This is a genomic window from Streptosporangium sp. NBC_01469 (assembly GCF_036227305.1).
Lineage (GTDB): Bacteria > Actinomycetota > Actinomycetes > Streptosporangiales > Streptosporangiaceae > Streptosporangium.
The window spans coordinates 9,715,152-9,739,748 of sequence record NZ_CP109465.1; the positions used below are offsets into that span (position 1 = coordinate 9,715,152).

General features: G+C 69.6%; 25 protein-coding genes. 18 read left to right on the forward strand and 7 right to left on the reverse strand.

Translation table 11 applies throughout. The annotated features are described in order from the left end of the window. Window positions 1-25 precede the first annotated feature (25 nt). The 13 genes from OG587_RS42360 (at window position 26) to OG587_RS42415 (ending at window position 10,629) form a co-directional block, all read left to right on the forward strand. Window positions 26-1,102, forward strand: a complete 1,077-nt coding sequence (locus OG587_RS42360; protein WP_329084489.1) for a hydrogenase expression protein HypE — start codon at window positions 26-28, stop codon at window positions 1,100-1,102. A gap of 1 nt (window position 1,103) precedes the next feature. Next, a complete protein-coding gene (locus OG587_RS42365) occupies window positions 1,104-2,885 on the forward strand; it encodes a nickel-dependent hydrogenase large subunit (RefSeq protein WP_329084491.1) in 1,782 nt (593 codons plus the stop codon). A gap of 39 nt (window positions 2,886-2,924) precedes the next feature. Continuing rightward, window positions 2,925-3,641, forward strand: coding sequence for a NifU family protein (locus OG587_RS42370; protein WP_329084493.1), 717 nt, complete (start codon window positions 2,925-2,927; stop codon window positions 3,639-3,641). A 71-nt stretch (window positions 3,642-3,712) separates the two neighbouring features. After that, the gene (locus OG587_RS42375) at window positions 3,713-4,321 is read left to right on the forward strand and encodes a DUF5947 family protein (RefSeq protein ID WP_443075351.1); all 609 of its coding nucleotides are present in this window, start codon (window positions 3,713-3,715) and stop codon (window positions 4,319-4,321) included. After that, the gene (locus OG587_RS42380) at window positions 4,314-4,946 is read left to right on the forward strand and encodes a DUF6084 family protein (protein ID WP_329084496.1); all 633 of its coding nucleotides are present in this window, start codon (window positions 4,314-4,316) and stop codon (window positions 4,944-4,946) included. The genes OG587_RS42375 and OG587_RS42380 overlap by 8 nt, the downstream gene beginning before the upstream one ends. After that, the gene (locus OG587_RS42385) at window positions 4,943-6,397 is read left to right on the forward strand and encodes a hypothetical protein (RefSeq protein WP_329084497.1); all 1,455 of its coding nucleotides are present in this window, start codon (window positions 4,943-4,945) and stop codon (window positions 6,395-6,397) included. Before OG587_RS42380 ends, OG587_RS42385 begins: the two co-directional genes overlap by 4 nt. Further along, entirely contained in the window at window positions 6,394-6,897 is a 504-nt protein-coding gene (locus OG587_RS42390; RefSeq protein ID WP_329084498.1) for a hydrogenase maturation protease, read from the forward strand. Before OG587_RS42385 ends, OG587_RS42390 begins: the two co-directional genes overlap by 4 nt. Next, a complete protein-coding gene (locus tag OG587_RS47430) occupies window positions 6,891-6,995 on the forward strand; it encodes a DUF6893 family small protein (RefSeq protein ID WP_386267386.1) in 105 nt (34 codons plus the stop codon). Before OG587_RS42390 ends, OG587_RS47430 begins: the two co-directional genes overlap by 7 nt. Window positions 6,996-7,146: 151 nt before the next feature. Further along, window positions 7,147-7,539 (forward strand): hydrogenase maturation nickel metallochaperone HypA/HybF, encoded by a 393-nt coding sequence (locus tag OG587_RS42395; protein ID WP_329084499.1) that lies wholly within the window; start codon window positions 7,147-7,149, stop codon window positions 7,537-7,539. After that, window positions 7,514-7,765 carry a HypC/HybG/HupF family hydrogenase formation chaperone gene (locus OG587_RS42400; RefSeq protein ID WP_329084500.1) on the forward strand — a complete coding sequence of 84 codons (252 nt, stop codon included), beginning with the start codon at window positions 7,514-7,516 and terminating at the stop codon, window positions 7,763-7,765. The genes OG587_RS42395 and OG587_RS42400 overlap by 26 nt, the downstream gene beginning before the upstream one ends. A gap of 6 nt (window positions 7,766-7,771) precedes the next feature. Further along, entirely contained in the window at window positions 7,772-8,899 is a 1,128-nt protein-coding gene (hypD, locus tag OG587_RS42405) for a hydrogenase formation protein HypD (protein WP_329084501.1), read from the forward strand. After that, window positions 8,896-10,212 (forward strand): hydrogenase expression/formation protein HypE, encoded by a 1,317-nt coding sequence (gene hypE, locus OG587_RS42410; protein ID WP_329084502.1) that lies wholly within the window; start codon window positions 8,896-8,898, stop codon window positions 10,210-10,212. Before hypD ends, hypE begins: the two co-directional genes overlap by 4 nt. 27 nt (window positions 10,213-10,239) lie before the next feature. Beyond that, window positions 10,240-10,629, forward strand: a complete 390-nt coding sequence (locus OG587_RS42415; RefSeq protein ID WP_329084503.1) for a hypothetical protein — start codon at window positions 10,240-10,242, stop codon at window positions 10,627-10,629. A 213-nt stretch (window positions 10,630-10,842) separates the two neighbouring features. Here OG587_RS42415 and purU read toward each other — a convergent pair whose 3' ends face one another. After that, entirely contained in the window at window positions 10,843-11,697 is an 855-nt protein-coding gene (gene purU / locus OG587_RS42420) for a formyltetrahydrofolate deformylase (protein ID WP_329084504.1), read from the reverse strand. Window positions 11,698-11,899: 202 nt separating this feature from the next. On the opposite strand from purU, the gene OG587_RS42425 reads away from it, so the two are divergent. Next, complete coding sequence (locus tag OG587_RS42425; RefSeq protein ID WP_329084505.1) at window positions 11,900-12,358, forward strand: NUDIX hydrolase; 459 nt, start codon at window positions 11,900-11,902, stop codon at window positions 12,356-12,358. A gap of 300 nt (window positions 12,359-12,658) precedes the next feature. Here OG587_RS42425 and OG587_RS42430 read toward each other — a convergent pair whose 3' ends face one another. Together OG587_RS42430 and OG587_RS42435 are read right to left on the reverse strand one after the other, a co-directional pair. After that, window positions 12,659-13,153 (reverse strand): GNAT family N-acetyltransferase, encoded by a 495-nt coding sequence (locus OG587_RS42430; protein WP_329084506.1) that lies wholly within the window; start codon window positions 13,151-13,153, stop codon window positions 12,659-12,661. Beyond that, the gene (locus OG587_RS42435) at window positions 13,150-14,724 is read right to left on the reverse strand and encodes an XRE family transcriptional regulator (RefSeq protein WP_329084507.1); all 1,575 of its coding nucleotides are present in this window, start codon (window positions 14,722-14,724) and stop codon (window positions 13,150-13,152) included. Before OG587_RS42435 ends, OG587_RS42430 begins: the two co-directional genes overlap by 4 nt. 340 nt (window positions 14,725-15,064) lie before the next feature. On the opposite strand from OG587_RS42435, the gene OG587_RS42440 reads away from it, so the two are divergent. The 4 genes from OG587_RS42440 (at window position 15,065) to OG587_RS42455 (ending at window position 18,863) form a co-directional block, all read left to right on the forward strand. Then, window positions 15,065-15,349, forward strand: coding sequence for a hypothetical protein (locus OG587_RS42440; RefSeq protein ID WP_326643182.1), 285 nt, complete (start codon window positions 15,065-15,067; stop codon window positions 15,347-15,349). A 472-nt stretch (window positions 15,350-15,821) separates the two neighbouring features. Further along, window positions 15,822-16,847 carry a mechanosensitive ion channel family protein gene (locus tag OG587_RS42445; protein ID WP_329084508.1) on the forward strand — a complete coding sequence of 342 codons (1,026 nt, stop codon included), beginning with the start codon at window positions 15,822-15,824 and terminating at the stop codon, window positions 16,845-16,847. Window positions 16,848-16,867: 20 nt separating this feature from the next. After that, window positions 16,868-17,266, forward strand: a complete 399-nt coding sequence (locus OG587_RS42450; RefSeq protein ID WP_329084509.1) for a globin — start codon at window positions 16,868-16,870, stop codon at window positions 17,264-17,266. Between the two features lie 55 nt (window positions 17,267-17,321). Beyond that, window positions 17,322-18,863: a glycoside hydrolase family 13 protein gene (locus OG587_RS42455; protein WP_329084510.1), complete on the forward strand. Its 1,542-nt coding sequence runs from the start codon at window positions 17,322-17,324 to the stop codon at window positions 18,861-18,863. 187 nt (window positions 18,864-19,050) lie between these two features. On the opposite strand, the gene OG587_RS42460 is transcribed toward OG587_RS42455, so the two are convergent. The 4 genes from OG587_RS42460 to OG587_RS42475 all read right to left on the reverse strand — a co-directional run bounded on the left by OG587_RS42460 (window position 19,051) and on the right by OG587_RS42475 (window position 24,300). Then, window positions 19,051-19,491, reverse strand: coding sequence for an acyl-CoA thioesterase (locus OG587_RS42460; protein WP_329084511.1), 441 nt, complete (start codon window positions 19,489-19,491; stop codon window positions 19,051-19,053). Between the two features lie 152 nt (window positions 19,492-19,643). Next, on the reverse strand, window positions 19,644-21,308 hold the full coding sequence (gene ettA, locus OG587_RS42465; protein ID WP_329084512.1) for an energy-dependent translational throttle protein EttA: 1,665 nt from the start codon (window positions 21,306-21,308) through the stop codon (window positions 19,644-19,646). A gap of 125 nt (window positions 21,309-21,433) precedes the next feature. Further along, window positions 21,434-22,555 carry a GGDEF domain-containing protein gene (locus tag OG587_RS42470; RefSeq protein ID WP_329084513.1) on the reverse strand — a complete coding sequence of 374 codons (1,122 nt, stop codon included), beginning with the start codon at window positions 22,553-22,555 and terminating at the stop codon, window positions 21,434-21,436. Between the two features lie 791 nt (window positions 22,556-23,346). Continuing rightward, a complete protein-coding gene (locus OG587_RS42475; RefSeq protein WP_329084514.1) occupies window positions 23,347-24,300 on the reverse strand; it encodes a single-stranded DNA-binding protein in 954 nt (317 codons plus the stop codon). Window positions 24,301-24,597: the final 297 nt, after the last annotated feature.

The following is a 24,597-nucleotide window of genomic DNA, read 5'->3' on the forward strand; positions in this document are numbered from 1 at the left end:
ACATCCACGAGGAGTGGGAGGCGTCATGGCAGCGCCGACGGACGCAGTGAGCAGCAGACCTCAGGAACGGGAAGAACCTGTCGTCCACATACTGTGGATCAACGCCGGGCTGAGCTGCGACGGCGACTCCGTCGCGCTCACCGCGGCGACCCAGCCGAGCATCGAGGACATCGTGCTCGGCGGGCTTCCCGGGCTTCCCAAGGTGGCCGTGCACTGGCCACTGATCGACTTCGAGTCCGGGCCGATGCAGGGCGCCGACGTCTTCATCGAGTGGTTCTTCAAGGCCAAGCGTGGCGAGCTGGACCCGTTCGTGCTGGTCGTCGAGGGCTCGATCCCGAACGAGACGATCAAGCAGGAGGGCTACTGGTGCGGGTTCGGCAACAACCCCGAGACCGGCCAGCCCATGACGACCAGCGAGTGGCTGGACCTGCTCGCGCCCAAGGCGACCGCGATCGTGTGCGCGGGCACCTGCTCGGCGTACGGCGGCATCCACGCCATGGCGGGAAACCCGACCGGGGCCATGGGCGTCGCCGACTATCTGGGCTGGGACTGGACGTCCAAGGCGGGGCTGCCGATCGTCAACGTGCCGGGCTGCCCGGTGCAGCCGGACAACCTCTCCGAGACACTCCTCTACCTGCTCTACCAGGTCGCCGGACAGGCGCCGATGATCCCGCTGGACGAGGCGCTGCGCCCGACGTGGCTGTTCACCCAGACCGTCCACGAGGGGTGCGACCGGGCGGGCTACTACGAGCAGGGCCAGTTCGCCACCGAGTACGGCTCCCCGAAGTGCCTGGTCAAGATCGGCTGCTGGGGGCCGGTCGTCCGGTGCAACGTCCCCAAGCGCGGCTGGATGAACGGGATCGGCGGCTGCCCGAACGTCGGGGGTATCTGCATCGCCTGCACGATGCCGGGTTTCCCCGACAAGTTCATGCCCTTCATGGACGAGCCACCCGGCGCCCGCGTCTCCTCGACGGTGAGCGGCACGTACGGGACCGTCATCCGCGCGCTGCGCGGCATCACCCTGCGGACCGTCGACAAGGAACCGAAGTGGCGCCACAAGGGGCGCGAGCTGCTGACCGGCTACAAGGCGCCCTGGAGCTGACATGACGACATCGGAGCAGAACCCCGACCTCGTGGAGATGGCCTGGGACCCCATCACCAGGATCGTCGGGAGTCTCGGCGTCTACTGCAAGATCGATTTCAAGAACCGGCGGGTCGCCGAGTGTCACAGCACCTCGTCGATCTTCCGCGGCTACAGCATCTTCATGAAGGGCAAGGACCCGCGCGACGCCCACTTCATCACCAGCCGCATCTGCGGGATCTGCGGCGACAACCACGCGACCTGCTCGGTCTACGCGCAGAACATGGCGTACGGGGTGCGGCCTCCGGCCCTGGGCGAGTGGATCCTCAACCTCGGCGAGGCCGCCGAGTACATGTTCGACCACAACCTCTACCAGGAGAACCTGGTGGGGGTCGACTACTGCGAGAAGATGGTCCGCGAGACCAATCCCGGGGTGCTGGCGATGGCCGAGCGCACCGAGGCGCCGCACGCGGGCGACCACGGCTACCGGACCATCGCCGACATCATGCGCTCGCTGAACCCGCTGGAGGGCGAGTTCTACCGCGAGGCGCTGGCGGTGAGCCGCCTCACCCGCGAGATGTTCTGCCTCATGGAGGGCAGGCACGTACACCCCTCGACGCTCTACCCGGGCGGGGTGGGCACGGTCGCGACGGTGCAGTTGTTCACCGACTACCTGACCCGGCTGATGCGCTACGTCGAGTTCATGAAGCGGGTCGTGCCCATGCACGACGACCTGTTCGACTTCTTCTACCAGGCACTGCCCGGCTACGAGGAGGTCGGCCGCAGGCGGGTGCTGCTCGGCTGCTGGGGAAGCTTCCAGAACCCCGAGCACTGCGACTTCACCTACCAGAACATGAGCCACTGGGGTCGCGAGATGTACGTCACGCCGGGGGTGATCGTCGACGGCAAACTGGTCACCAACGACCTGGTCGACATCAACCTCGGCATCCGGATCCTGCTGGGCAGCTCCTACTACGACGACTGGCAGGACCAGGAGCCGTTCGTCACCCGCGACCCGCTGGGCAACCCGGTCGACATCCGGCATCCGTGGAACCAGCACACCATCCCGCACCCGCAGAAACGCGACTTCAGCGACAAGTACAGCTGGGTCATGTCGCCCCGCTGGTTCGACGGGGAGGACGCGCTCGCGCTCGACACCGGCGGCGGGCCCATCGCCAGGCTCTGGTCGACGGCGCTGTCCGGCAGGGTCGACATCGGCTACGTCAGATCGACCGGCCACAGCGTGCAGATCAACCTGCCGCGGACGGCGCTGAGGCCGGAGAAGACGTTCGAGTGGAAGATCCCCGAGTTCAAGGGGCAGCCGCTGTCCAACGCCCTGGAGCGCAACCGGGCCCGCACCTACTTCCAGGCCTACGCGGCGGCGTGCGCGCTCTACTTCGTGGAGCGGGGCCTGGCCGAGGTGCGGGCGGGCCGGACCCAGACCTGGGAGCCGTTCACGGTTCCCGACGAGGCGATCAGCTGCGGATTCACCGAGGCCGTGCGGGGTGTGCTCTCCCACCACATGGTGATCAGGAACGGGAAGATCGCCAACTACCACCCGTACCCGCCGACGCCCTGGAACGCCAGCGTCCGCGACGTACACGGCACGCCTGGGCCTTACGAGGACGCGGTGCAGAACACGCCGATCTTCGAGGAGAACCCGCCCGCGGACTTCAAGGGCATCGACATCATGCGCACCGTGCGGAGCTTCGATCCGTGCCTGCCGTGCGGGGTGCACATGTACCTCGGCGGCGGCGAGGAGCTTCGCAGGGTGCACACCCCCCACGCCTTCGACACCCCGTGAGCCGACCGTTTCCCGGCACCGGAAAGGGGGGCCGGGCAGATGCCGCAAGTCCATGACGTCCGGGCGACCGGCGATCGCGTCGAGGCGCTCATCGCCGACCTCGGCGCGCTGAGCGACGCCGTGACGCGCGCCAAGGCCGAGGACCTCGTACGGGCCCTCGTCGAGCTGTACGGCGCCGGCCTGGAACGCGTCGTCGAGATCGTCACCGAGGCCGGGGCCGCCGAGGTGCTGGGCCGCATGGTCGGCGACCCGCTCGTGTCCGGGCTGCTGGTGCTGCACGACCTGCATCCGCTGAGCACGGCCGAACGCGTCCGCGACGCGCTGGACACCGTGCGCCCCCACCTGGGGTCGCACGAGGGCGGCGTGGAGCTGCTCGGCGTGGGCGAGGACGGGATCGTGCGGCTCCGCCTGGAGGGCACCTGCCACGGCTGCCCGTCCTCGCGGATCACCGTGACCGACGCCATCGAGCGGGCCATCGCCCAGGCGGCGCCCGAGGTGGCGGGGGTGGAGGTCGAGGGGGTGACCGGCGGGCGTTCGGAGCTGCTGCAGATCCAGCGCCTCGCACCCGGTCCATGCCCGGTGCCGGAACAGACGCCGGTGGCGAAGCCGGAACCGGAACCGGTTTCGGCGTCGGCGTCGGCGTCGAGACCGGGACCGGGACCTGGGCCGGGACCTGGGCCGGTCTCCAAGTCGGAACCGGCCCCGGGATCGGTACCGGAGCCGGAGCCGGAGCCGGTTTCGGAGGCGGCGCCGTGACGGCCACCGGGCTGCGCAGGTTCCGCGAGCCGCCCCGGGCGGACCGGCCCGCCGGGTCGCCAATGACGCCAATGACGCCGGTGACACCGACGACGCTGTGCGAGCTGTGCGCGGCACCCGCGGGCGAGGAGCACGGCCACGTCGTGAACGTCGAGAGCCGGGGCCTGCTGTGCGCCTGCCGGGCCTGCTACCTGCTGTTCACCCGCGACACGGGCGGCCGGGCACGTTACCGGGCCGTCCCGAGACGCTACCTTCACGCCCCGCGCTTCCTGCTGGACGCGACCGACTGGGACGAGATGCAGATCCCGGTCCGCACGGCCTTCTTCTTCCGCAACTCCGCGATGGACCGGACCGTGGCGTTCTACCCGAGCCCCGCGGGGGCCACCGAGTCGCTGCTGCCGCTGGAGACGTGGCGGCGCGTCCTAGCGGCCAACCCGGCGATGGCCGACGTCCAGCCCGACGTGGAGGCGCTCCTGGTGGACCGCCGTCCCGACGGCGGCTTCGCCTGCCACCTGGTGCCGATCGACGCCTGCTACGAGCTGGTCGGCCTGGTGCGGCTGCACTGGAAGGGCTTCGACGGCGGCCAGGAGGCGCGGGAGGCGATAGAGGGTTTCTTCGCCGACCTGCGCGAGCGCGGACACACCGTGCCGCCCGTCCGAGGCGGTGAGAACCGTGGATGAGCTCGCGTTCGACTGCGCGGGGGTGCGGGCGGAGGCGTACGCGGCCTTCCCGACGCTGGTCTTCCGGCTGCGCGTCACCGACCCCTCCCCCGACGGGGTGCACACCATCGCGCTGCGCTGCCAGATCCGGGTGGAGCCCCATCTGCGGCGCTACGGCGACGGTGAGGCGGAGCTGCTCGGCGACCTGTTCGGGGACCCGGCGCGATGGGGCGACACGCTGAAACCCCTGCAGTTCGCGAACGTCTCCGTCATGGTCCCGGCGTTCACCGGGAGCACCGAGATCGACGTACCGGTGCCGTGCGGCTACGACCTGGAGGTGTCGGCGGGCCGGTATTTCGCCGCCCTGGACGACGGCGAGATTCCAATGATCATGCTCTTCGGCGGCACGGTGTTCGCCAGGGCGCGGGACGGCTTCTCGGTGAGTCAGGTGCCGTGGCACCGCGAGGCCCGCTGCCGGCTGCCGGTGGCGGTGTGGCGGGAACTGATGGACCGCTACTTCCCCGACTCGGGGTGGCTGCGGCTGCGCCGCGACACGCTGCGGGAACTCAGCAGGTTCAAGTCCGGGCGCGCCCTGGCGACCTGGGACGAGACCCTGGAACTACTGCTCAAGGAGACGCGGCCATGAGCGTTCCGATGGACATCGCGCGGCGGGTGGCGGACGCGGTGCTGTACGAGGGCTACCTTCTCTACCCCTACCGCGCCTCGGCGGCCAAGAACAAGGTGCGCTGGCAGTTCGGGGTGCTCGTCCCGCCGGGGTTCACCGCGACCGCCGAGCATCCGGCCAGCGTGACCGAATGCCTCCTCGAAGGGGCCGTGTACGCCGTGGCGCACCTGAACCTGCGTTTCCTGCACGTCAGGACGCGCGGCGTCGAGCGCGCCGAGGACGACGGCTACTGGCCGGTCCAGCAGCTGCGGAACGGCCACCGGACCTACCTCGCCTTCGACGAGGCGACCGAGCGGGAGGCGGAGGTGACACTCCCCATCGCCGGCCTGCTCGACGCCCCCGAGCGGGTGATCGAGGTACGGATTCCCGGAGACCGGGTGGTCGAGCCGATCGTGGCGCCGTCCGGAGAGGTGATAGGGCGCCTCGTCTCCGAGCACCTGCCGCTGCACGCCGCGCTCAGGGTCTCCGCCGAGCGGGTGCCCGGACCGTACGAGCTGGTCAAGCTGCGCGCCCGGGTGGAGAACACCGACCGCTGGAAGCCGCTGGGCGCGCCGCGCGAGCAGGCGCTGCGGCACTCGCTGGTCTCGGCGCACCTGCTCATCGCGGTGAACGCCGGGGCCTTCGTCTCCCTGCTCGACCCGCCGGAATGGGCACGGCCCGCCGTGGAGACCTGCCGCAACGAGCACACCTGGCCGGTACTCGTGGGCGAGCCCGGCCATCGGGACGTGGTGCTGTCCTCGCCGATCATCCTCTACGACCACCCGGACATCGCGCCGGAGAGTCCCGGGGCCCTGTTCGACTCCACGGAGATCGACGAGATGCTCCATCTGCGCACGCTCACCCTCACCGACGAGGAGACGCGCGAGGCGCGGGAGACCGATCCCCGGGTGGCCGAGCTCATCGACATGGTCGGCAGCATGCCGCCCGAGCTGCTGGAACGGCTCCACGGCGCGATCCGCTCGGTGGAGGCGGCCACCGACCGCACCGACCGCACCGACCGCACCGACCGGCAGCCTCCCGCGTCCTCGAAGACGGGAGATCCCCCGAGCCGGGAGGAAACGCCCACCCCCTGGTGGGATCCGGCCGGCGACGCCGCGCTCTCCCCGGAGACCGACAGCGTGACGATCTCCGGGGTGGCCGTCTCCAGGGGCAGCAGGGTCAGGCTGGTTCCCGGCCGGCGGCGCGCCGACGCCCACGACATGTTCCTGGCCGGCAGGACCGCCCACGTCGAGGCCGTGCTCCTCGACCTCGACGGCGCCCACCACCTGGCCGTCACCCTCGACGAGGACCCGGGCGCCGACCTGCACCGATCGCACGGCCGCTTTCTCTACTTCGCCCCCGACGAGGTCGAGCCACTCACGGACGGCTCACCGGCGGGCGGTCCCGCCGCCGACGGGGAGGTGGGCGCGTGAGGATCCTGGTGGCCGGCGTGGGAAACGTCTTCCTCGGCGACGACGGCTTCGGGGTCGCGGTGGCCAGGCACCTGGCCCGCGCCGACCTGCCCGGCGAGGTCGAGGTCAGGGACTTCGGCATCCGGGGCATCCACCTGGCGTACGAGCTGACCGGCGGCGGGTACGACACCGCGATCCTGGTCGACGCGGTCTCCCGCGACGGTCCGCCCGGCACCCTGTACGTCCTCGAACCGTCGGCGGGCGACGTACCGGGATCCTTCGCCGACGCGCACTCGATGACGCCGGAGACCGTGCTCTCGCTGGTGGGCGTGCTCGGCGGCGAGGCCGGTCACGTCCTGCTCGTCGGCTGCCAGCCCACCGACACCTCGCCGGGCATGGAGCTCAGCGCGCCGGTCGCGGACGCCGTCGGCAGGGCGGCCGACCTGGTCGTCGAGCTCGCGGGGCAACAGATCGCGATGGCACTCGCCACCGCGGGCCACGAGGAGGAACGGACATGCTGAAACGCCTTCTGGCCGGGGCGGTGCTGGCGGGGGTGGCCGTGCTGGTCTACCGGTCGCTCCCCGACATCAAGCGCTACATGAGGATGCGGAACATGTAGCGGGCCCGCGCGCAGGGCGGACCACGGGACGAGCCGGGACGGGACACGACCCGGTGGCTCCGTACGACCCCCGGACCGCTCGGGCGGATCACGTCCGGTCACGGCACACCGAAACGACAAAACTCCTGAATGCGATGAGAAGGATCAACCAATGCATGAATTCGGGATCGCCGAGGCGATCCTCACCGCGGTGGAGAAACGGGCGGACGGCAGGCGGGTGCGGCGGGCGCGAGTCCACGCGGGCGCCCTGCTCCGCGTCACGGAGCCGGCGATCAACCAGGCGTTCTCCTCGATCGCCGGCGGGTCCGTGGCCGAGGGCGCCCACGTGGACCTGGTCATCGTCCCGGTGCGGATGACCTGCCGGTCCTGCGGAAACACGTCCACCACGGCCGACCCCTTCGCCGTCTGCGCGGGGTGCGACGGCACCGATCTCGACACCGAGGGCGGCGACGACCTCGTCCTCGAATCCATCCAGCTGGCGGAGGCCTCTCATGTGCCTGGGAATTCCCGGCGAGATCGTGGAAATCCTGTCGGACCGTCCTGATCTGGCCATGGTCGACGTCTGCGGCGTCAAACGCGCGATCAACATCGGCCTGCTCGAGGACGAGCGCGTCGTGCCCGGCGACTGGATCCTCATCCACGTCGGGTTCGCGCTGTCGAAGATCGACGAGGTGGAGGCCAGGGCCGCGCTCGACTTCCTCGAAAGCATCGGCCAGGCGTACGAGGACGAGATCGCGGCCCTCCGAGAATCCATGATCGAAGAGGGGTGAGGGCTGATGCGTTTCGTCGACGAGTACCGCGACGCCGAGAAGGCCCGGATGCTCGCCGCGCGGATCGCCGCGCTGTGCGAGCCCGGCCGCGACTACAAGTTCATGGAGGTGTGCGGCGGGCACACCCACACGATCTACAAGCACGGCCTGGAGGACTACCTGCCCGAGGCCGTCACCCTGGTGCACGGCCCCGGTTGCCCGGTCTGCGTCATCCCCATGGGACGAGTGGACGACGCCATCCACATCGCCGAGCAGCCGGACGTGATCATGACGTCGTTCGGCGACATGATGCGGGTGCCCGGCGGGAACGGCTCGTTCCTGGACGCCAAGGCGCGGGGGGCCGACATCCGGATGGTCTACTCCCCGCTGGACGCCCTGAAGATCGCCCGGCAGAACCCCGGCAGGCGCGTGGTCTTCATGGCCATCGGGTTCGAGACCACCGCGCCCTCGACGGCGATGACGGTCCTGCGCGCCGAGGCCGAGGGGATCGAGAACTTCTCGATCTTCTGCAACCACGTGACGATCATCCCCGCCATCAAGGCGATCCTGGACTCTCCCGACCTGCGCCTGGACGGGTTCATCGGGCCGGGCCACGTCTCCACCGTGATCGGCTGCCGGCCGTACGGATTCGTCGCGCGCGGCTACGGCAAGCCCATGGTGGTGGCCGGTTTCGAGCCGCTGGACGTGCTGCACACGGTCTACCGCATCCTCCTGCAGCTGTCCGAGGGCCGCTCGGAGGTGGAGAACCAGTACTCCCGGGTCGTCCCGTGGGACGGCAACCTCAAGGCCCTGCGCGTCATCGGCCAGGTGATGGAGCTGCGGCCGTACTTCGAATGGCGCGGGCTCGGCTTCATCTCGCAGTCGGCGCTCAGGGTCACGGAGCGGTACGCCGCCTTCGACGCCGAGCGGATCTTCCGGATTCCGGGCGGGCGGGTGGCCGATCCGAAGGCGTGCCAGTGCGGCGAGGTGCTCAAGGGAGTGCTCAAGCCCTGGGAGTGCAAGGTGTTCGGCACCGCGTGCACCCCGGAGACGCCGATCGGCACGTGCATGGTGTCGTCCGAGGGCGCCTGCGCGGCGTACTACAACTTCGGCCGCTTCTCGCGCGAGCGCGTCAAGGAGGCGACCCGGAGGTGAACGGCGGAACGGGCGGCACCGGACGGGCCGAGGAGCACGGCGTGCGGGAGATGGATCCGCCACGATCGCGCGGCGGGGAACGACAGGTGCCCGGCCTGAGGGAGGCGGCACACGGCCTCGAACACGTACCGGACCTGGAAGAAGAGGCACGCGGCTCCGGACACGTACCGGACCTGGGCGAGGCGGCACACGGCCATGAACACGTACCGGACCTGGAAGAAGAGACGCGCGGCCGGGAGCGGCAGGTGCTGGACCGGATCGAGCGGGTGCGGCGGCGCGGGGCGCGCGTGCGGGAGGACCGCATCACCCTGGCGCACGGCGCGGGCGGCAAGGCCACGCACACCCTGATCGAGGCGGTGTTCCTGGAGTCGTTCCGCAACCCGATGCTGGAGCCCCTGGAGGACGGCGCGGTCGCCGGCGGGCTCGCCTTCACCACCGACGCGTTCGTGGTCACGCCGCTGTTCTTCCCGGGCGGCGACATCGGCGATCTGGCGGTCAACGGCACCGTCAACGACCTGGCCATGTGCGGGGCCCGCCCCCGCTACCTGTCGGCCGGGTTCATCCTGGAAGAGGGCTTCCCCGTCGCCGACCTGCGGCGCGTCACCGCCTCGATGGCGGAGGCGGCACGGCTGGCGGGCGTGTGGATCGTCACCGGCGACACCAAGGTCGTGGAGAGGGGCAAGGCGGACGGCTGCTACGTCACCACCTCCGGCATCGGGACGCTCGACCGGCCCGTCCGGCTGAGCGCCGCCTCCGCGCGGCCGGGAGACGCGGTCATCGTGTCCGGGCCGATCGGCGAGCACGGGATCACCATCATGCTCGCCAGGGGAGAGCTCGACATCGAGGCCGACCTGTGCTCCGACACCGCTCCGCTCAACACCCTCGTCGACCTGCTGCTGGACGCCTGCGGCGGCGCTGAGGGCGGCGACGGCGGCTGCGCGGTGCGCTGCCTGCGCGACGCGACCCGGGGCGGGGTGGCGACGATCGTCAACGAGATAGCGGAGGCCTCGCGGGTCGCCGTCGTCCTCGACGAGGACGCGGTGCCGGTCCGTCCGGCCGTACGGGGGGCGTGCGAGCTGCTGGGGATCGACCCGCTCTACGTCGCCTGTGAGGGCCGGATGGTCGCGGTGGTGGCCGGGGACTCCGCCGAGGCGGCCCTGGCCGCCCTCCGTTCCCACCCGCTCGGCTCCGACGCGGCGATCATCGGGCGGATCAACGACGACCCGCCGGGACTGGTCCTGCTCAGGACCTCCTTCGGCGGCACCCGCATCGTCGACCTGCTGGTCGGCGACCCACTACCGAGAATCTGCTGACCACCGAGCGAATCAGAGGTGCTGGACATGAACGAAAAACACAAAACCGGAGAAAAGGGCCGGAGCGGCAAGGGCAAGCAGGGGGAGCACGGCCACTCCCGCGACGTTGGCCACGCCAGCGAGGAGGTCGTACGGTCGGGAAACCTGGCCTTCGGCCCCCCTCCGGACGACAAGGGGCCGCCTCGCGTGGTGTCCGGTGTGGAGCGCGGGGGCGTCCCCTCCACCGACACCGAGGCCCGGTCCCCCCTCGGCGTCGGCACCAGCGAGCACCGCGGCGCCGAGAAGACCGCCTCCCGGAAGAAGGAGGCGGGTCGCGAGAAGGTCGGCACCGACGAGAGGGGACGCCCCTACGGCGTCTCCCACCCCGAGGACGTCACCGGCATCAGCCCCCGGAAACCCGGCCGCGGACCGCGGTGACCAGGCGCGAGCCGCGATGACCGGCTACGGGCCGCAGTGACCGATCGCAGGCCACAGTTACCGGCTGCAGGCCACAGTGGCGGGCCGCGGGCCGCAGTGGTCGACCGATCGCGGGGCACACTTCACCGGGCGCGGACCGCGATGACCGGCCACAGGCCGCAGTGGCGGGCCGCGGTGACCCGATCGCGCGGGCCGCGGTGACCGGTCGCCGCGTCAGCGGGGGAAAACGATCGTCTTGTGACCGTCGAGCAGGACGCGCTGCTCGGTGTGCCAGCGGACGGCACGTGCCAGGGCCTGGCACTCGACGTCGCGGCCGATGGCGGCGAGGTCGTCCGCGGAGTGGGTGTGGTTGACCCGGGCGACCTCCTGCTCGATGATCGGGCCCTCGTCGAGGTCGGCGGTCACGTAGTGCGCGGTCGCGCCGATCAGCTTCACGCCGCGGGAGTGCGCCTGGTGGTAGGGCTTGGCACCCTTGAACGACGGCAGGAACGAGTGGTGGATGTTGATCACGTTACCCGCGAGCTTGACGCAGAGGTCCTCCGACAGCACCTGCATGTAGCGGGCGAGCACCACCAGGTCGGCCCGGTAGTGGTCGACCAGGGTCAGGATCTCCGCCTCCTGCCTGGGCTTGGTCTCGGGGGTGATCGGCAGGTGGTGATAGTCGATGCCGTACGACTGGGTCAGCGGCCGCAGGTCCGGGTGGTTGGAGACGACCGCGACGATCTCGATGTCGAGCAGGCCGGAGCGCATCCGGTAGAGGAGATCGTTCAGGCAGTGGCCGAACCTGCTGACCATCACCAGCACGCGCGGCTTGACGGAGATCTCGCGCAGCTTGAAATCCATGCCGAGCTCGGGAGCGAGCGCGGCGAAGGCCTCGCGCAGCTCCCCGTCGGGCAGCGGAGAGGCGAACTGCACCCGCATGAAGAACCGCCCGGCCACGGCGTCACCGAACTGCTGGCTCTCGATGATGTTGCATCCCCGCCCGGCCAGGAGACCGGAGACCGCGGCCACCACTCCCGGACGGTCCGGGCAGGACAGCGTCAACACAAACTCGGCCCTGGAACTCATGCCTTCACCCTTGAGCTTGAGAGGTCGGATCGCCTGGTGCTTCCACCTGACCTGGGCAGAGTACAGCGAATCCCACCGCCGTACCCGGCCGTCCGGCACGTGGCGGACCAGAAGCCACGAAGGCCCCGACGCCACCGGAACCGCCGGAGGCGCCCGGGGCACGGACCCGGCGGGTGGACGGCGCTGCTACTCTCCCTGCCCTATGGACGCCCCTCAGCCGAACGACCGGCCCGCGGCCCGGGTGATCTGTGTGGACGGATCGGGCCGGGTGCTTCTCATGCACTGGCGCGACCCCGTCGGCGGCCAGACCCTGTGGGAACCGCCGGGCGGCGGGATCGACCCGGGTGAGACCCCCCTCGACACCGCGCGGCGCGAACTCACGGAGGAGACGGGCCTGCCGGGCGAGGCGGTGCTGGACCGGTGGGTGCCGGTACGCCGGGAGTTCCACTGGCTCGGCGTCCACTACGCCAAGACCGAGCGGTTCTATCTGGCCAGGTTCGAGGGCACCCCCGAGGTGAGCGCCGGGGCGTTCACCACCGAGGAGGACATCACCCACCTCGGCTCCGGCTGGTTCTCACCGGCGGAGATGGCCGGCCTCCCCGGCTTCCTGGAGCCCCCGGACCTGCCGGAGGTCGTCTCCCGCGTCACCCGGCTGGGATGACCCGGCCGCCCGGCACGGACGACTGCGAACAGGGATGAATAGGCGGAGACGAAAAGTCCGCGCGGCCCTCGATCTCGCGGATCGAGGGCCGCGACCGTCAGAGGAGGATTCTTCCAGCGGCGAAGAATCTCATCCCTTGTGGATGGCGCTGGCAACGCCGCCGAGTCTCGACACGCCGACCTTGTGGACAATGATCTTTTTCATCGCACTCACCAGGGAATAGCGGTAGGTACGAAGAACAATTATTCGGATATCTCCGAAATAGGCAATACCAAGCAGTAAAATAACGCGAAGTAGAGATCACTTACTTAAGGAGGACATAGCGGCTATTAGGTCTTTTTCTCCGTAAATCACCACACACCCCCCTCGTTCTTCCCGGCGGATCTCGCGCCAGCCGAACTTGCGATAGAGCTCCATCGCCGCGAGCTGATTCAGGGTCGTGTCACCGCGAAGGCGTACATAACCGAGTTCTATCGCCCGCGCCTCCAGTGCGAGCACCATCTGGGCTCCGAATCCGCGACGCTGGAACTCCGGATGGACCCGCATGCGGCACATCTCGGCGGTCCGGTCGTCGACACGGCGGAGACCGCCCATCGTGACGACACGCCCGGCGGGCATCTCCCCCACGAGGAACTCACCGCGGTCGGCGAGGTAGATCTCGTGGATCTTCGGGAAGTCATCCTCGTAGTAGACGCCGTCCCCTGGCGCGAGACCGACCTGGGCGAGGCATATCTGGTGGAGCGCCCAGACGGACTCGAGGTCGGACCAGCGATAACGCCGAAGCCTCGGCTTCAACTGCCACTCCTGTCGGCCACTGGATCCTCCGTCGACGCGCCGCGGTTGCGCAGCGACTCCATGTAGGTCTTGAGCTTGGGATGGCCGGGAGCCTTCACCTCTACCTGCTTGCCCACCTCGTGGGCGCGCTGCATGAGGATGTCGGGCCGGCAGCCCTCGTCAAGGCCCGAGACCGTACGCTGGGCGATCTCCAGCGCCTCGTCCACGTCACCCTCAAGGATCTTGCACTGGGCCCGGTCGAACTTGATGAAGGTCGGGTCGAGCCAGTCGGTCGGGCCGTACTTGGTGAGCGCCTGTTCCAGGATGAGGTCGGCCTCCATCGCCTGCCCGAGCTTGACCAGCGCGTCTCCCTGGTGGAAGTAGAGCTGGCGCTCGGTGTAGCCGAAGGTCGAGTCGTCCTGGTCCGCGGCGGCCATCTGGGAGAAAGCGGCCCTGGCCCTCGACAGCGCCCGCTTCGCCTGGTCGACCACGTCCTTCTTGCCCGAGCCCGACATCATCGCCAGCGCGCGGGCCTCGACCACCGGGGCCATGGCCTGGGCCGCGCAGGGCGTCTGCCCGGCCAGGTCACGGCTCTTCTTGGCGAGGTTGAGAGCCTCGCGCGGATCGCCGTAGTAAAGGGGGACCAGGGCCTCCCTGGCGATGACCCACGCCCTCAGCGCCCGGTCGCCGGTCTCGTCCGCCGCGGTCCTGCCGGTCCTGAAGAAGGAGCGCGCAAGCCTGTGGTCACCGAGATTGACCATGATCATGCCGGTCAGACCGGCGAGCTGCGCCGCCATGCGGCACAACCGTTCTTGCAGGTCGACCGGCTGGCGCCGCTCCATGGCCTTGCGCACCGCGCCGAATTCGAGCATCACGTCGCACAGCAGCCTGAGCGGGGCGGTGTTCGCGTACTGGCGGCCGAGGCCGACCGTGGATTCCTCCCACTGATCGAGCATCGCGGGCGAGACGGTGGCCGAGACCAGCGTGTCGTCCATCCTCCTGCGCATGCTCTCCACCGATCCGAGCACCTGCCCGTCCAGCGCGATGCCGCCGCTGCCGGCCAGGAGCTGTAAGAGTGTCCTCCGTAGCACGTTCTCGTCCTCCTCACCCCCGTCCGCGGCAGAGTCGACGCCGATCGACTGGATCAGCAGCTCACGCGGACCAGGGGAAGTGTCGGGTTTTCCATCCTGGAGATCGCCTCGGACGACACCGGGCATCCTGTGGCCGTGGCCGCAGATGCACGGGCCGTCGTACCCGAGGGAGGGGGGTTCGACCCGGTAGGCGGAGCACAGGTAGTGCAGGTATTCGGGACCGGGCCGCTTCAGCCCGCTCTCGTACGCGGACAGGAGCGTCTCACCGATGCCGGGGGCCGACTTGCCATCGCGTTCGAACAGCGCCCGTATCTGCTCGATGACGTCCGCGAGAGCGACGCCATGCGCGAGGCGGTGACCTTTAATCCGAGTGGTCCCGAATTGCGAACTACACTTTTCATAGATTTCCCCGGCTATCTGCGCCGAGGACTTCCCGGCTGCCAGGCCACGGGCCCGGACCTGCCGTGCTAACTCTGTCTCCCTGTGCTGCCTGCCGGACATACCGGCCCCTCTCTCGTGGCCAGCTGGGCTGGCTGGCACACTGGTCCCGACCGGTCCTCTCTCCCTTGACTCAGCGTGATCTTTCAGTCGCGCTGCGCCTACCGAGAATGATGGACCACGTTTGACTCATCCGGAACACACTAATAAAGCCGCTGGCTAAGAATCGTCCTCCGAAGGACTGTTTCTTTCAACCTACTTGGCACATCGCCCACCCTGAACTGGGTTTTCCCCGAATTGACCCGCAGGGCCACCGTGAGTCATCTTTGGCGAGCAGCACCGGAAGCGTGATCGGACGAACACGATTCGGTGCCGGCAAGCCGAGACCACGAGGAGGGACGAGGTGGGTGAGGACGATTTCCGGCACCTTGAGCGGCTGGTGACGGAGCTTGACTGCCGCGGGCTGCACGCCCGTGTGGTGCGGACCCACTCGGGCCGTGCGTTCGTGCGCGTGATCAATCCGAAGGCGACCAGCCTGGCGGAGAACGTCACCTGCCGGGCACAGGCCGCCCCCAGCCATCGGGATTGGTACTACTGGTGGTCCTGGGGTGAACGGATGCACACGGTGGAGGATCCCGCCGGTGCCGCGACCAAGGTCGCACGCGTACTCGCCGCGGTAGGAGAGTGAGGTGAGCGGCACAACGGGCCTTCACCCGCCCGGTGTGCCGCGCCTGCCGCGGCTCGGCGGAGCCGGCGGAGTGCCCGGTGCGGAGCGTCCTCGGACGCTGGGCACCCCGCCGGCTCCGAATCGCCGGGCCCGCGCCCGCGGGCTCCCATCGGCGGAAACGACGGAAACGCGGAGGCTCTCGCGAGCCGAAGCCCACGAACTGCTGTGAAGCACAGGCTGCCGCCCGGTCTCTCGTCCGGGCGGTGATCGGATGGATCCCTCTCGGGAACGGAACGGGACACGCTTCCGGGTGCGTGCCCCGTTCCGGGCCGCCCCGTCACCGGGGCATCCGGGTCCGCCCCCGCGGCCCTAGACCAGGATGTCCCCGTCTTCCCCGGCGTAATGTGACGGGGGCCGGTTCGATCGGCAATATGGGTAGGTCGCATGACTCGCCCAGCCGGCCTGTCGATCCGTTCCGAGAGGGATCCACTCCGTGTTCTTGCTTTCCCCCACGCCCGCCCCCACCCCCAGCGCCACGACGACCTCCGGTCCGGGAGTCGTCGTCGAGAACCTTCTCGACATGAGCACGGGCCTGACACGGGGGTGCGGGAACGGTGGTGGGGTAATCTGCGACTTCGTGAAGATGCTCGTGCCCGCGGCCGTCGACTGGGTGGCCCCCGCGATCGCGGGCCTGATCGCCATCACGCTGGTCGTGGTCATCGCGCTGCTCCTGCGCAACGTGGCGCACCGGCTGATCGGCCGGGTGGTGCGCCGGGCGTCCACCGAGCGCGCGTCCCTGGCGGGACGGTTGCGCGGCAGGGAGACGGTCACCCCCGAGGGCCTCGACGCGATCGTGGCCGAACGGCGCAGGCAGCGGGCCGAGACCATCGGCTCGGTGCTCAGGCACATCGCCTCGATCATCATCCTGGGCACCGCGGTGCTGACCGTCCTCGAACGCCTCTCCGTCCCCATCGCCCCCCTGCTGACCAGCGTCGGCATCCTGGGCGTGGCGATCGGCTTCGGCGCCCAGGAGCTCGTCAAGGACTTCATCGCCGGCATGTTCATGCTCCTGGAGGACCAGTACGGCGTGGGTGACGTGATCGACGCGGGCGCCGCGATCGGCACCGTGGAGGCGGTCACCCTGCGCATCACCCGCCTGCGCGACGCCGACGGCCGGGTCTGGTACGTCCGCAACGGCACGATCACCCGGGTCGGCAACGAGTCGCAGGGCTGGTCGCGCGCCACGGTCGACGTGCCGGTGGCCTACGCCTCGGAGATCCCCGTGGTCCGCGACCTCCTCAAGGAGGTCGCCGACGAGATGTGGAACGAGCCCGCCTTCCGCGACTCCATCATCGTCGAGGAGCCGCAGGTCTGGGGCATCGAGCAGATCTCCGACACCGCCGTCATCTTCCGGGTCAGCGCCAAGACCATCCCCTCCCGGCAGGCGGAGGTCGCCCGCGAGCTCCGCCTGCGGATCAAGTTCGCCCTCGACCAGGCCGGCATCACGATCGCCGCCTGACGTCAATTAGGCTGGAGCACGTGTCCGCTACCCCCGAGGAATCCCAGTCCTTCTACGACGCCGTTGGCGGCGAGGAGGCCTTCAGGCGTCTGGTGCACCACTTCTACCAGGGGGTGGTGACCGACCCGATCCTCCTGCCGCTGTACCCCGAGGACGACCTCGAGGGCGCCGAGGAACGGCTCCGCCTGTTCCTCATCCAATACTGGGGCGGCCCCAACACCTACAGCGCGCAGCGGGGCCACCCCCGGCTGCGGATGCGGCACAACCCGTTCGTCATCCGCTCGGCCGAGCGCGACGCCTGGCTCCGGCACATGCACGACGCGGTGATCTCCCTGGCGCTCCCCGACGACCTGGAAAAACGCCTCTGGGACTATCTCGTGTACGCGGCGCACAGCATGGTCAACGCCCCCGAGGCATAAACCACCGTACGGTCGGGGGTCGCGACGCATAAACACCGCCGAGCGGGGGCAACCCATGCACATGGAAACCCCCTGGTGGCGTGACGCCGTCGTCTACGAGATCTACGTTCGCAGCTTCGCCGACGCCTCCGGAGACGGCGTCGGCGACCTGCCCGGCATCAGGCAGCGCCTGCCGTACCTCGCCGAACTCGGCGTGGACGCGATCTGGCTGACCCCCTTCTACCGCTCCCCCATGGCCGACGGCGGCTACGACGTGGCCGACTACCGCGACGTCGACCCGCTCTTCGGCACGCTCGCCGACTTCGACGAGCTCGTCTCCGAGGCGCACCGGCTCGGGCTGCGGGTGATCGTCGACATCGTCCCGAACCACAGCTCGTCGGCCCACGAGTGGTTCCAGGCCGCGCTGCGGGGCGAGGGACGCGACCGCTACGTCTTCCGCGACGGCGGGGAACTGCCGCCCAACAACTGGCAGTCGACCTTCAGCGGCCCGGCCTGGAGCAGAACGCCAGACGGGCAGTGGTATCTCCACCTCTTCGCCCCGGAGCAGCCCGACTTCAACTGGCGCAACCCCGAGGTGCACTCGGAGTTCCTCGACGTGCTGCGGTTCTGGCTGGAGCGGGGGGTGGACGGGTTCAGGATCGACGTGGCGATGGGCCTGTACAAGGCCGAGGGACTGCCGGACACCTCGCCGGAGGGCCAGGCCTTCAAGGCCGAGTCACCGATCTGGGGACGGCCGGAGGTGCACGAGGTCTACCGCGACTGGCGCAAGGTGATCGACTCCTACGAGGGCGAGCGAATGGCGATCGGCGAGGTCTGGACCGACTCCGCCGAGGATCTCGCGCTGTACGTCCGCCCCGACGAGCTGCATCAGAGCTTCAACTTCGCCTGGCTGGAGGCGCCCTGGTCCGGGCTCGCGTTCAAGAAGGTCATCGATGACACGCTGGCCGCCGTGACCGCCCCCACCTGGGTGCTTTCCAACCACGACGTGGTCCGCCACGTGACCCGGTACGGCGACGGCCTGGCCAACTCCACGACGGGCCTCGCCCGAGCCCGCGCGGCTCTGCTCGCCATGCTCGCCCTGCCGGGTTCGGCATATCTCTACCAGGGGGAGGAACTCGGCCTCCCCGAGGTGAAGAATCTTCCCCCGGAGGCCCGCCAGGATCCCATCTTCGCCCGCTCCGAGGGGAAGCTGCCCGGCCGCGACGGCTGCCGGGTCCCCATCCCCTGGTCCGGCGCGGCCGAGCCCTACGGCTTCTCTCCCGACGGAAAGCGGCCCTGGCTGCCCCAGCCGGTCGAGTGGGTCGTGCTCTCCGCCGAGCGCCAGTCGAACGATCCCGGCTCGACGCTGAGCTTCTACCAGGACGCCCTGCGCGTCCGCCGCGAGCTGCGCGGCACGCTGCCGGACGAGATCACCTGGCTGGACGCCCCCGAGAACGCCCTCGTCTTCAGCCGGGGTTCCCTGACCTGCGTCATCAACTGCGGTTCCGAGCCGGTGCGGCTGCCGCCGCACGACCGCGTCCTGATCGGCAGTGCCCCGGTGGACGGTCACCTGCTCCTGCCGGACACCGCGGCCTGGCTGTACACCCCCGAGGCCTGAGGTCTCCCGGTACGCGCCGTCCGCCACTGGCGGGCGGCGCGTACCGTACCGGCGGACACGCCACGGACGGGTGGTGCGCCCACGGGGACGGCGGGCGCTTCACCGGGGGCCGCTCGCTCCACGGCGGGCTCCAGGCGCTTCGCGGTGAAGAGCTGCGCGCCATGGGCGGGCGGCACACCGCGCGGCCTCAGGGCGTGGCGAACCTGCCCAGGTAGGCGAGCTCGTCCTGGTTCAACCGTCGAGGGGAGGCTTTCGCCACGTCGTAGGCAGCGAGCACCGAACGGGCCTTGACGAAGATCTCCTCGTCGTCGCGGATCTCGTACGCGAGGGTGAACCGCACCGGCCGGATCTCCGTCACCCATGACTCCACCCGGACCGGGTCGGGGCGGAAGGTGAGGGGACGCAGGTAGTCGATCTCGTGCCTGGCGATCACGAGCCCCTTGAACGGCTCGCCGCCCTCGCGATGGGGGTCGACATGGAACAGCGCCAGCCGCGCGTCCTCCAGGTAGTCGAGAAACCGCACGTTGTTGACGTGTCCCAGCGAGTCGACGTCGGCGAACCTGACGGCCCGGGGGAACACATGCCGGTGGCCACGGCCGAAGCCGTCCACGATGCTCTGTCCAAACACACCCAGAACCGTAGCGAGCCCCCGGCACCCGCCGTACGGCGGGGCATCGGGGGCTCGTCGGTCACCCCCGGCCGGAACCACGCCCGTCGCGGGCGGGCCCCCGCCGGGTGCGGTGGCCAGGACCGGAGACCGGACGGTCTCCGGGACCGGGGTCAGTCGCGGGTGAGCTTGCGGTAGGTGACGCGATGCGGCCGGGCCGCGTCGGCACCCAGACGCTCGACCTTGTTCTTCTCGTAGTCGGCGTAGTTGCCCTCGAACCAGAACCAGTTCGAGCCCTCTTCCCAGGCGAGGATGTGGGTGGCGATGCGGTCGAGGAACCACCGGTCGTGCGAGGTGATGACCGCGCAGCCGGGGAACTCCAGCAACGCGTTCTCCAGGCTGGAGAGCGTCTCGGTGTCGAGGTCGTTGGTGGGCTCGTCGAGCAGCAGCACGTTGCCGCCCTGCTTGAGGGTGAGCGCCAGGTTGAGCCGGTTGCGCTCTCCGCCGGACAGGATGCCGGCCTTCTTCTGCTGGTCCGGGCCCTTGAACCCGAACGCGGCGATGTAGGCGCGGGACGGCATCTCGACCTGGCCGACCTTGATGTAGTCGAGCCCGTCGGAGACGACCTCCCAGACGTTCTTCTTCGGATCGATCCCTCCCCGGCTCTGGTCGGCGTAGGAGAGCTTGATGGTGTCACCGAGGACGATCTCGCCGCTGTCGGGCGTCTCACTGCCGGTGACCATGCGGAACAGGGTGGTCTTTCCGACGCCGTTCGGGCCGATGATGCCGACGATGCCGTTGCGCGGCAGGTCGAAGGAGAGGCCGTCCATCAGGACGCGGTCGTCGAAGCCCTTGGTCAGCTTCTCGGCCCGGATGACCGTGGTGCCCAGACGCGGGCCCGGCGGGATCTGGATCTCCTCGAAGTCGAGCTTGCGGTGCTTGTCGGCCTCGGCGGCCATCTCCTCGTAGCGCTCCAGACGCGCCCGGCTCTTGGTCTGGCGAGCCCTGGCGTTGGAGCGGACCCACACCAGCTCCTCCTCCAGGCGCTTCTTGCGCTTGGCGTCTTTCTGGCCCTCAAGCTTGAGCCGCGCCGCCTTGGCCTCCAGGTAGGTGGAGTAGTTGCCCTCGTAGGGGTGGCAGCGGCCCCGGTCGAGCTCCAGGATCCAGTTGGCGACGTTGTCCAGGAAGTAGCGGTCGTGGGTGACGGCCAGGACGGTGCCCGGGTATTTCTCCAGGTGCGACTCGAGCCACTGGACACTCTCGGCGTCGAGGTGGTTGGTGGGCTCGTCGAGCAGCAACAGGTCGGGCTGCTCCAGGAGCAGCTTGCAGAGGGCGACCCGGCGGCGCTCGCCACCGGAGAGCTGGGTGACCTCGGACTCCGGCGGGGGACAGCGGAGGGCGTCCATCGCCTGCTCCAGCTGGCTGTCGAGATCCCAGCCGTTGCGGTGGTCGAGGGCGTCCTGGAGCTTGCCCATCTCGTTGAGCAGCTCGTCGCTGTAGTCGGTGGCCATCAGCTCGGCGATCTCGTTGAAGCGGTCGAGCATCGCCTTGGTCTCGGCGACACCCTCTTCGACGTTGCCGAGGACGGTCTTGGATTCGTTGAGGGGGGGCTCCTGCTGAAGCATGCCGACGGTGAAGCCGGGCATGAGCCGGGCGTCGCCGTTGGACGGCTGCTCCAGGCCCGCCATCATCTTCAGCAGCGTCGACTTTCCGGTGCCGTTGGGGCCCAGGACACCGATTTTGGCGCCCGGCAGGAACGACAGCGTTACGTCGTCAAGGACGACCTTGTCGCCGTGCGCCTTGCGCACGCGCTGCAGTGTGTAGATGTACTCCGGCATGCCTTTAGTTTAGGGCCTGGGGAGTTCAGCTAGGGGCGGCCTGGGACAGGGCCCGGGAGTTCAGCCGAAGGTGGTCCCGGACAGGGCCTGGTCCAGCCAGGGGGCGGCCCCGGTCAGGGCTTGGTTCAGCTGGGAGCGGGCTCGGATCCGGGCCTGCGGGCCGGGGGCACGACGGTGGCCGGCAGGCAGATCTGGTCGCGGCCGAGCTCCTTGGCCCGGTAAAGGGCGAGGTCGGCCGCTGCGAGCAGCTCGATCAGGTCGTCCCCGTGCACACTCATGATCGCGACACCGACCGAGATGGTCACAGTGATCATGTTGTCGTCGGCGGGGACCGCCATCCGCCCCACCCGTGAGCGCAGCCGTTCCGCGACCCTGCGCGCCTCGGTCACGTCGGCCCTGGGCAGCAGGACGACGAACTCCTCACCGCCGAACCGGCCCACCACGTCGTAGTCGCGCAGCTGGCTGCGGATGGTGTCGGCCACCCCGACCAGGACCTGATCGCCGATCAGGTGGCCGTAGGTGTCGTTGACCCTCTTGAAATGGTCGATGTCGACGATCAGCAACGCGAGCGTCTCCCCGGTGCGACGCGCCCTGACGATCTCGGTGTCGGCCTCCCGCTGCCAGGCCGCGGCGTTCAGCAGGCCGGTCTTGAGGTCGGTGCGGGCCGCCGCCTGGAGCTGGGCGTGCAGCAGGCTGCGCTGGAGCAGCACCACCGGGGGCAGTGCCAGGACCAGCAGGGCCAGGTTGAGCCCGCAGGTGATGGAGACGAGGACACCGAGGCAGAGCTCGACGACGTCGAGGAGCAGGTTCTCCCGGTTCCACAGGACCTCCCGCCAGCGGCTCTCGGGGTCGGCGGTGTGCGCGGCGACGGCGATCAGCGCGGTGTTGATCACTGTGAACAGGACCGCGCAGCCGATGGCCACGAGGATCGGCACCCCTTCCCCCCTGGCCAGCGCGTCCAGGTCGCCGACCACGGAGTGGAAGAGCAGGGAGGCCGCGCATCCGGCCAGGCCGATCGCCGCCGAGCTGACGACCCGCCGGTAGACCACCGTGGCGCGCACCCGCTTCTGCAGCAGGAACTGGAGCGGGATGGGCGCCAGAAGCGCGTAGAGCGGCGGGAGGAGCAGCGCGGCGGGCAACCACCAGGCGGAAAGCAGGTCGCGGTAGACACCCGCGGGCATGCCGAGTCTCCGGGTCGCCTCGATGCACACGGCTCCGCACATCATCAACGCGGTGAAAGTCAGCACATCTGACCAGCGAAAAACACCGGAAATCGAGAAAAAAACGATCGCGACAAGATCCAGCGCTACGATCCCGCAGAGGTAGCCGACCAGCGGGCGACGCTGCCCCAGCAAGGGCCACCGATCGACCAAGGGTGTCATGCCGTCGCGCGGTTTGACCGACGTGTGACTGGGAGCCGCCATGTCGTCCCCCTCTCCGACTAACGATGTGTAACACAATAGTTGCGGAGTGTGCGACGCGCGACGGTAACCGCTACCTTTGGCAGAGTGAGTCAGCCCACCGGTTGGCCCACGACTTGGAAACCGCTCGCTCGCGAGCGGGCCGTGTGGGAAAGGAGCAAGCCATGCTGCGGGGCGTGACCTGGACCTAACAGGTGTCTCGGCATCTGACACGGGCAAGACCATCGGCCGGCTATCTCGGCGTCACCGCGCCATCACGGCGAGACACCGACCGCGTCCGGCCGATGCCCCCTCACTCCGCCCGCACCCAGGCCCCCTCTCCGTGCGAGGCCCCTGCCCCGTCAGACGCCCTGCCCATACGAACCCCCATCCCCGGACCCCCATCCCCGCTTTCCCCGCCCCCGTCCTTCTGTGTCCTTCTGTCTCGCCTTCCCCATTTCTCCGTCTCGCTCTCCTCTGCTGTCCGGCTCCTCTGACGTGCCCTCCTCCAGCCTTCGGTGCGCCTTTCTCCGGCTCGCGGTCACCCGCCCGCGCTCCGCTCTCCGGCTCGCGCTCCGCCCCTTGAGCCCCCGCCCGGCTGGGAGGCCCGCGGCCCGGACCTCCCAGTGGGAAGCGGCTCAGGCCGCCACGGGCTCCCGGGTCGGCCAGGGCGTCTCATCGCTCGCTTCCGGGTGGATCTTCATCGCACCCGGCCCGCTCCCGGCCGTCTCCTCCCCCGCGCCCGAGCTTCTCGTCCCCCTCGCGTCCCGCCGCCTCGTCGTCGTGCTTCTCGCCGCCCTCGCCCTCCCGGCCACGGCCTCCCCCTTTGCCGCTCCCGCCCCGGCAGAACCGTGATTTCCCCCGGCGGACTCGTGATCCGCCCCGCTGGGCTCGCGATCCGCCGGGCGCGACGCGACCTCGGCGGCGTCCCAGGGATGGATGGTGCCCCCGGGATGGATGGTGTCCCCGGGATCGGTGGTGTCTTCGGGAACGGTGGTGGCCGGGCGATCGATGGTGTCTGCGGAAATCGCGCCGTCCTGAGCCGCCTCACCGCCCGACGTGATCCCCGCCTCGCGCGGCACGGACATCTCGTCGTCGAACCCGGTCTTCAGCGGGGGCAGGGTGCCGAGCGCCCCGGCCGCGACGGGAGCGCCACCGCTCATGGCCCAGTCGGAGGTCTCACGGTCAAGCTCGATCCGCTCCGCGCTGCCGAAAGCCGCGACCGGCCCGCTGCGCTGCGGCTTGCTGAACCTCCCGAGCCCCCAGCGCAGGTCGTGACCGAGCGAGTTGGCCTCCACCTCGGGCATGAAACGGCGCTCCCCCTCGTGGGTGAACTCGCGGATCCGCAACCGCCCCTGGACCACGACCGGCTGGCCGGACTGGACCGACTGTGCGACGTTGTCGGCGAGCCCGCGAAAGCAGCGGACGCCGAAGTAGGTCGTCTCGCCGTTGCGCCACTGCTGGTTCTCCCGATCGAAGTAACGGCTGGTCGAGGCGATCTTGAGTGAGGTCACCCGGGAGCCGTCGGGGAAGGTGTGCTGGCGCGGCGGGGCCGCGACGTTACCGGTCAGCGTGACGTAGATGTCGTTCATCGTGCCTCCCATGAGAGCCGGCTGAGTGCCGGCGGCATGAAAGACACGATGGCCCGGCCCACCCCCCGCACGGGTTACCGAATCACGCTCTGTGGAAAAGCCCGGGACACGTGAGAGAGCTGTGGATAACCCCGGCCTCACCACCCCGAGCAGCGCGCATCGGTTCCACTCCGCCAAGAGACAGGAGTCAAGGAGGCAGGGGGCGAGGAGGCAGGAGGCAGGGGCGAGGAGGATCGGGCCGGCGTTCCCGGACGCCTCAAAGGGGGTGCTGCCCCAAGAGCGACCGCCCCAAGACCA

Bases quoted from the DNA above. Each gene is read 5' to 3' on its own strand.
- OG587_RS42360 (WP_329084489.1), top strand. From the start codon at position 26: ATGGCAGCGCCGACGGACGCAGTGAGCAGCAGACCTCAGGAACGGGAA.
- OG587_RS42365 (WP_329084491.1), top strand. From the start codon at position 1,104: ATGACGACATCGGAGCAGAACCCCGACCTCGTGGAGATGGCCTGGGAC.
- OG587_RS42375 (WP_443075351.1), top strand. From the start codon at position 3,713: ATGACGCCGGTGACACCGACGACGCTGTGCGAGCTGTGCGCGGCACCC.
- hypD (WP_329084501.1), top strand. From the start codon at position 7,772: ATGCGTTTCGTCGACGAGTACCGCGACGCCGAGAAGGCCCGGATGCTC.
- OG587_RS42435 (WP_329084507.1), bottom strand. From the start codon at position 14,724: ATGTCCGGCAGGCAGCACAGGGAGACAGAGTTAGCACGGCAGGTCCGG.
- OG587_RS42425 (WP_329084505.1), top strand. From the start codon at position 11,900: ATGGACGCCCCTCAGCCGAACGACCGGCCCGCGGCCCGGGTGATCTGT.
- OG587_RS42455 (WP_329084510.1), top strand. From the start codon at position 17,322: ATGCACATGGAAACCCCCTGGTGGCGTGACGCCGTCGTCTACGAGATC.
- OG587_RS42370 (WP_329084493.1), top strand. From the start codon at position 2,925: ATGCCGCAAGTCCATGACGTCCGGGCGACCGGCGATCGCGTCGAGGCG.
- OG587_RS42415 (WP_329084503.1), top strand. From the start codon at position 10,240: ATGAACGAAAAACACAAAACCGGAGAAAAGGGCCGGAGCGGCAAGGGC.
- OG587_RS47430 (WP_386267386.1), top strand. From the start codon at position 6,891: ATGCTGAAACGCCTTCTGGCCGGGGCGGTGCTGGCGGGGGTGGCCGTG.
- OG587_RS42475 (WP_329084514.1), bottom strand. From the start codon at position 24,300: ATGAACGACATCTACGTCACGCTGACCGGTAACGTCGCGGCCCCGCCG.
- OG587_RS42395 (WP_329084499.1), top strand. From the start codon at position 7,147: ATGCATGAATTCGGGATCGCCGAGGCGATCCTCACCGCGGTGGAGAAA.
- purU (WP_329084504.1), bottom strand. From the start codon at position 11,697: ATGAGTTCCAGGGCCGAGTTTGTGTTGACGCTGTCCTGCCCGGACCGT.
- ettA (WP_329084512.1), bottom strand. From the start codon at position 21,308: ATGCCGGAGTACATCTACACACTGCAGCGCGTGCGCAAGGCGCACGGC.
- OG587_RS42385 (WP_329084497.1), top strand. From the start codon at position 4,943: ATGAGCGTTCCGATGGACATCGCGCGGCGGGTGGCGGACGCGGTGCTG.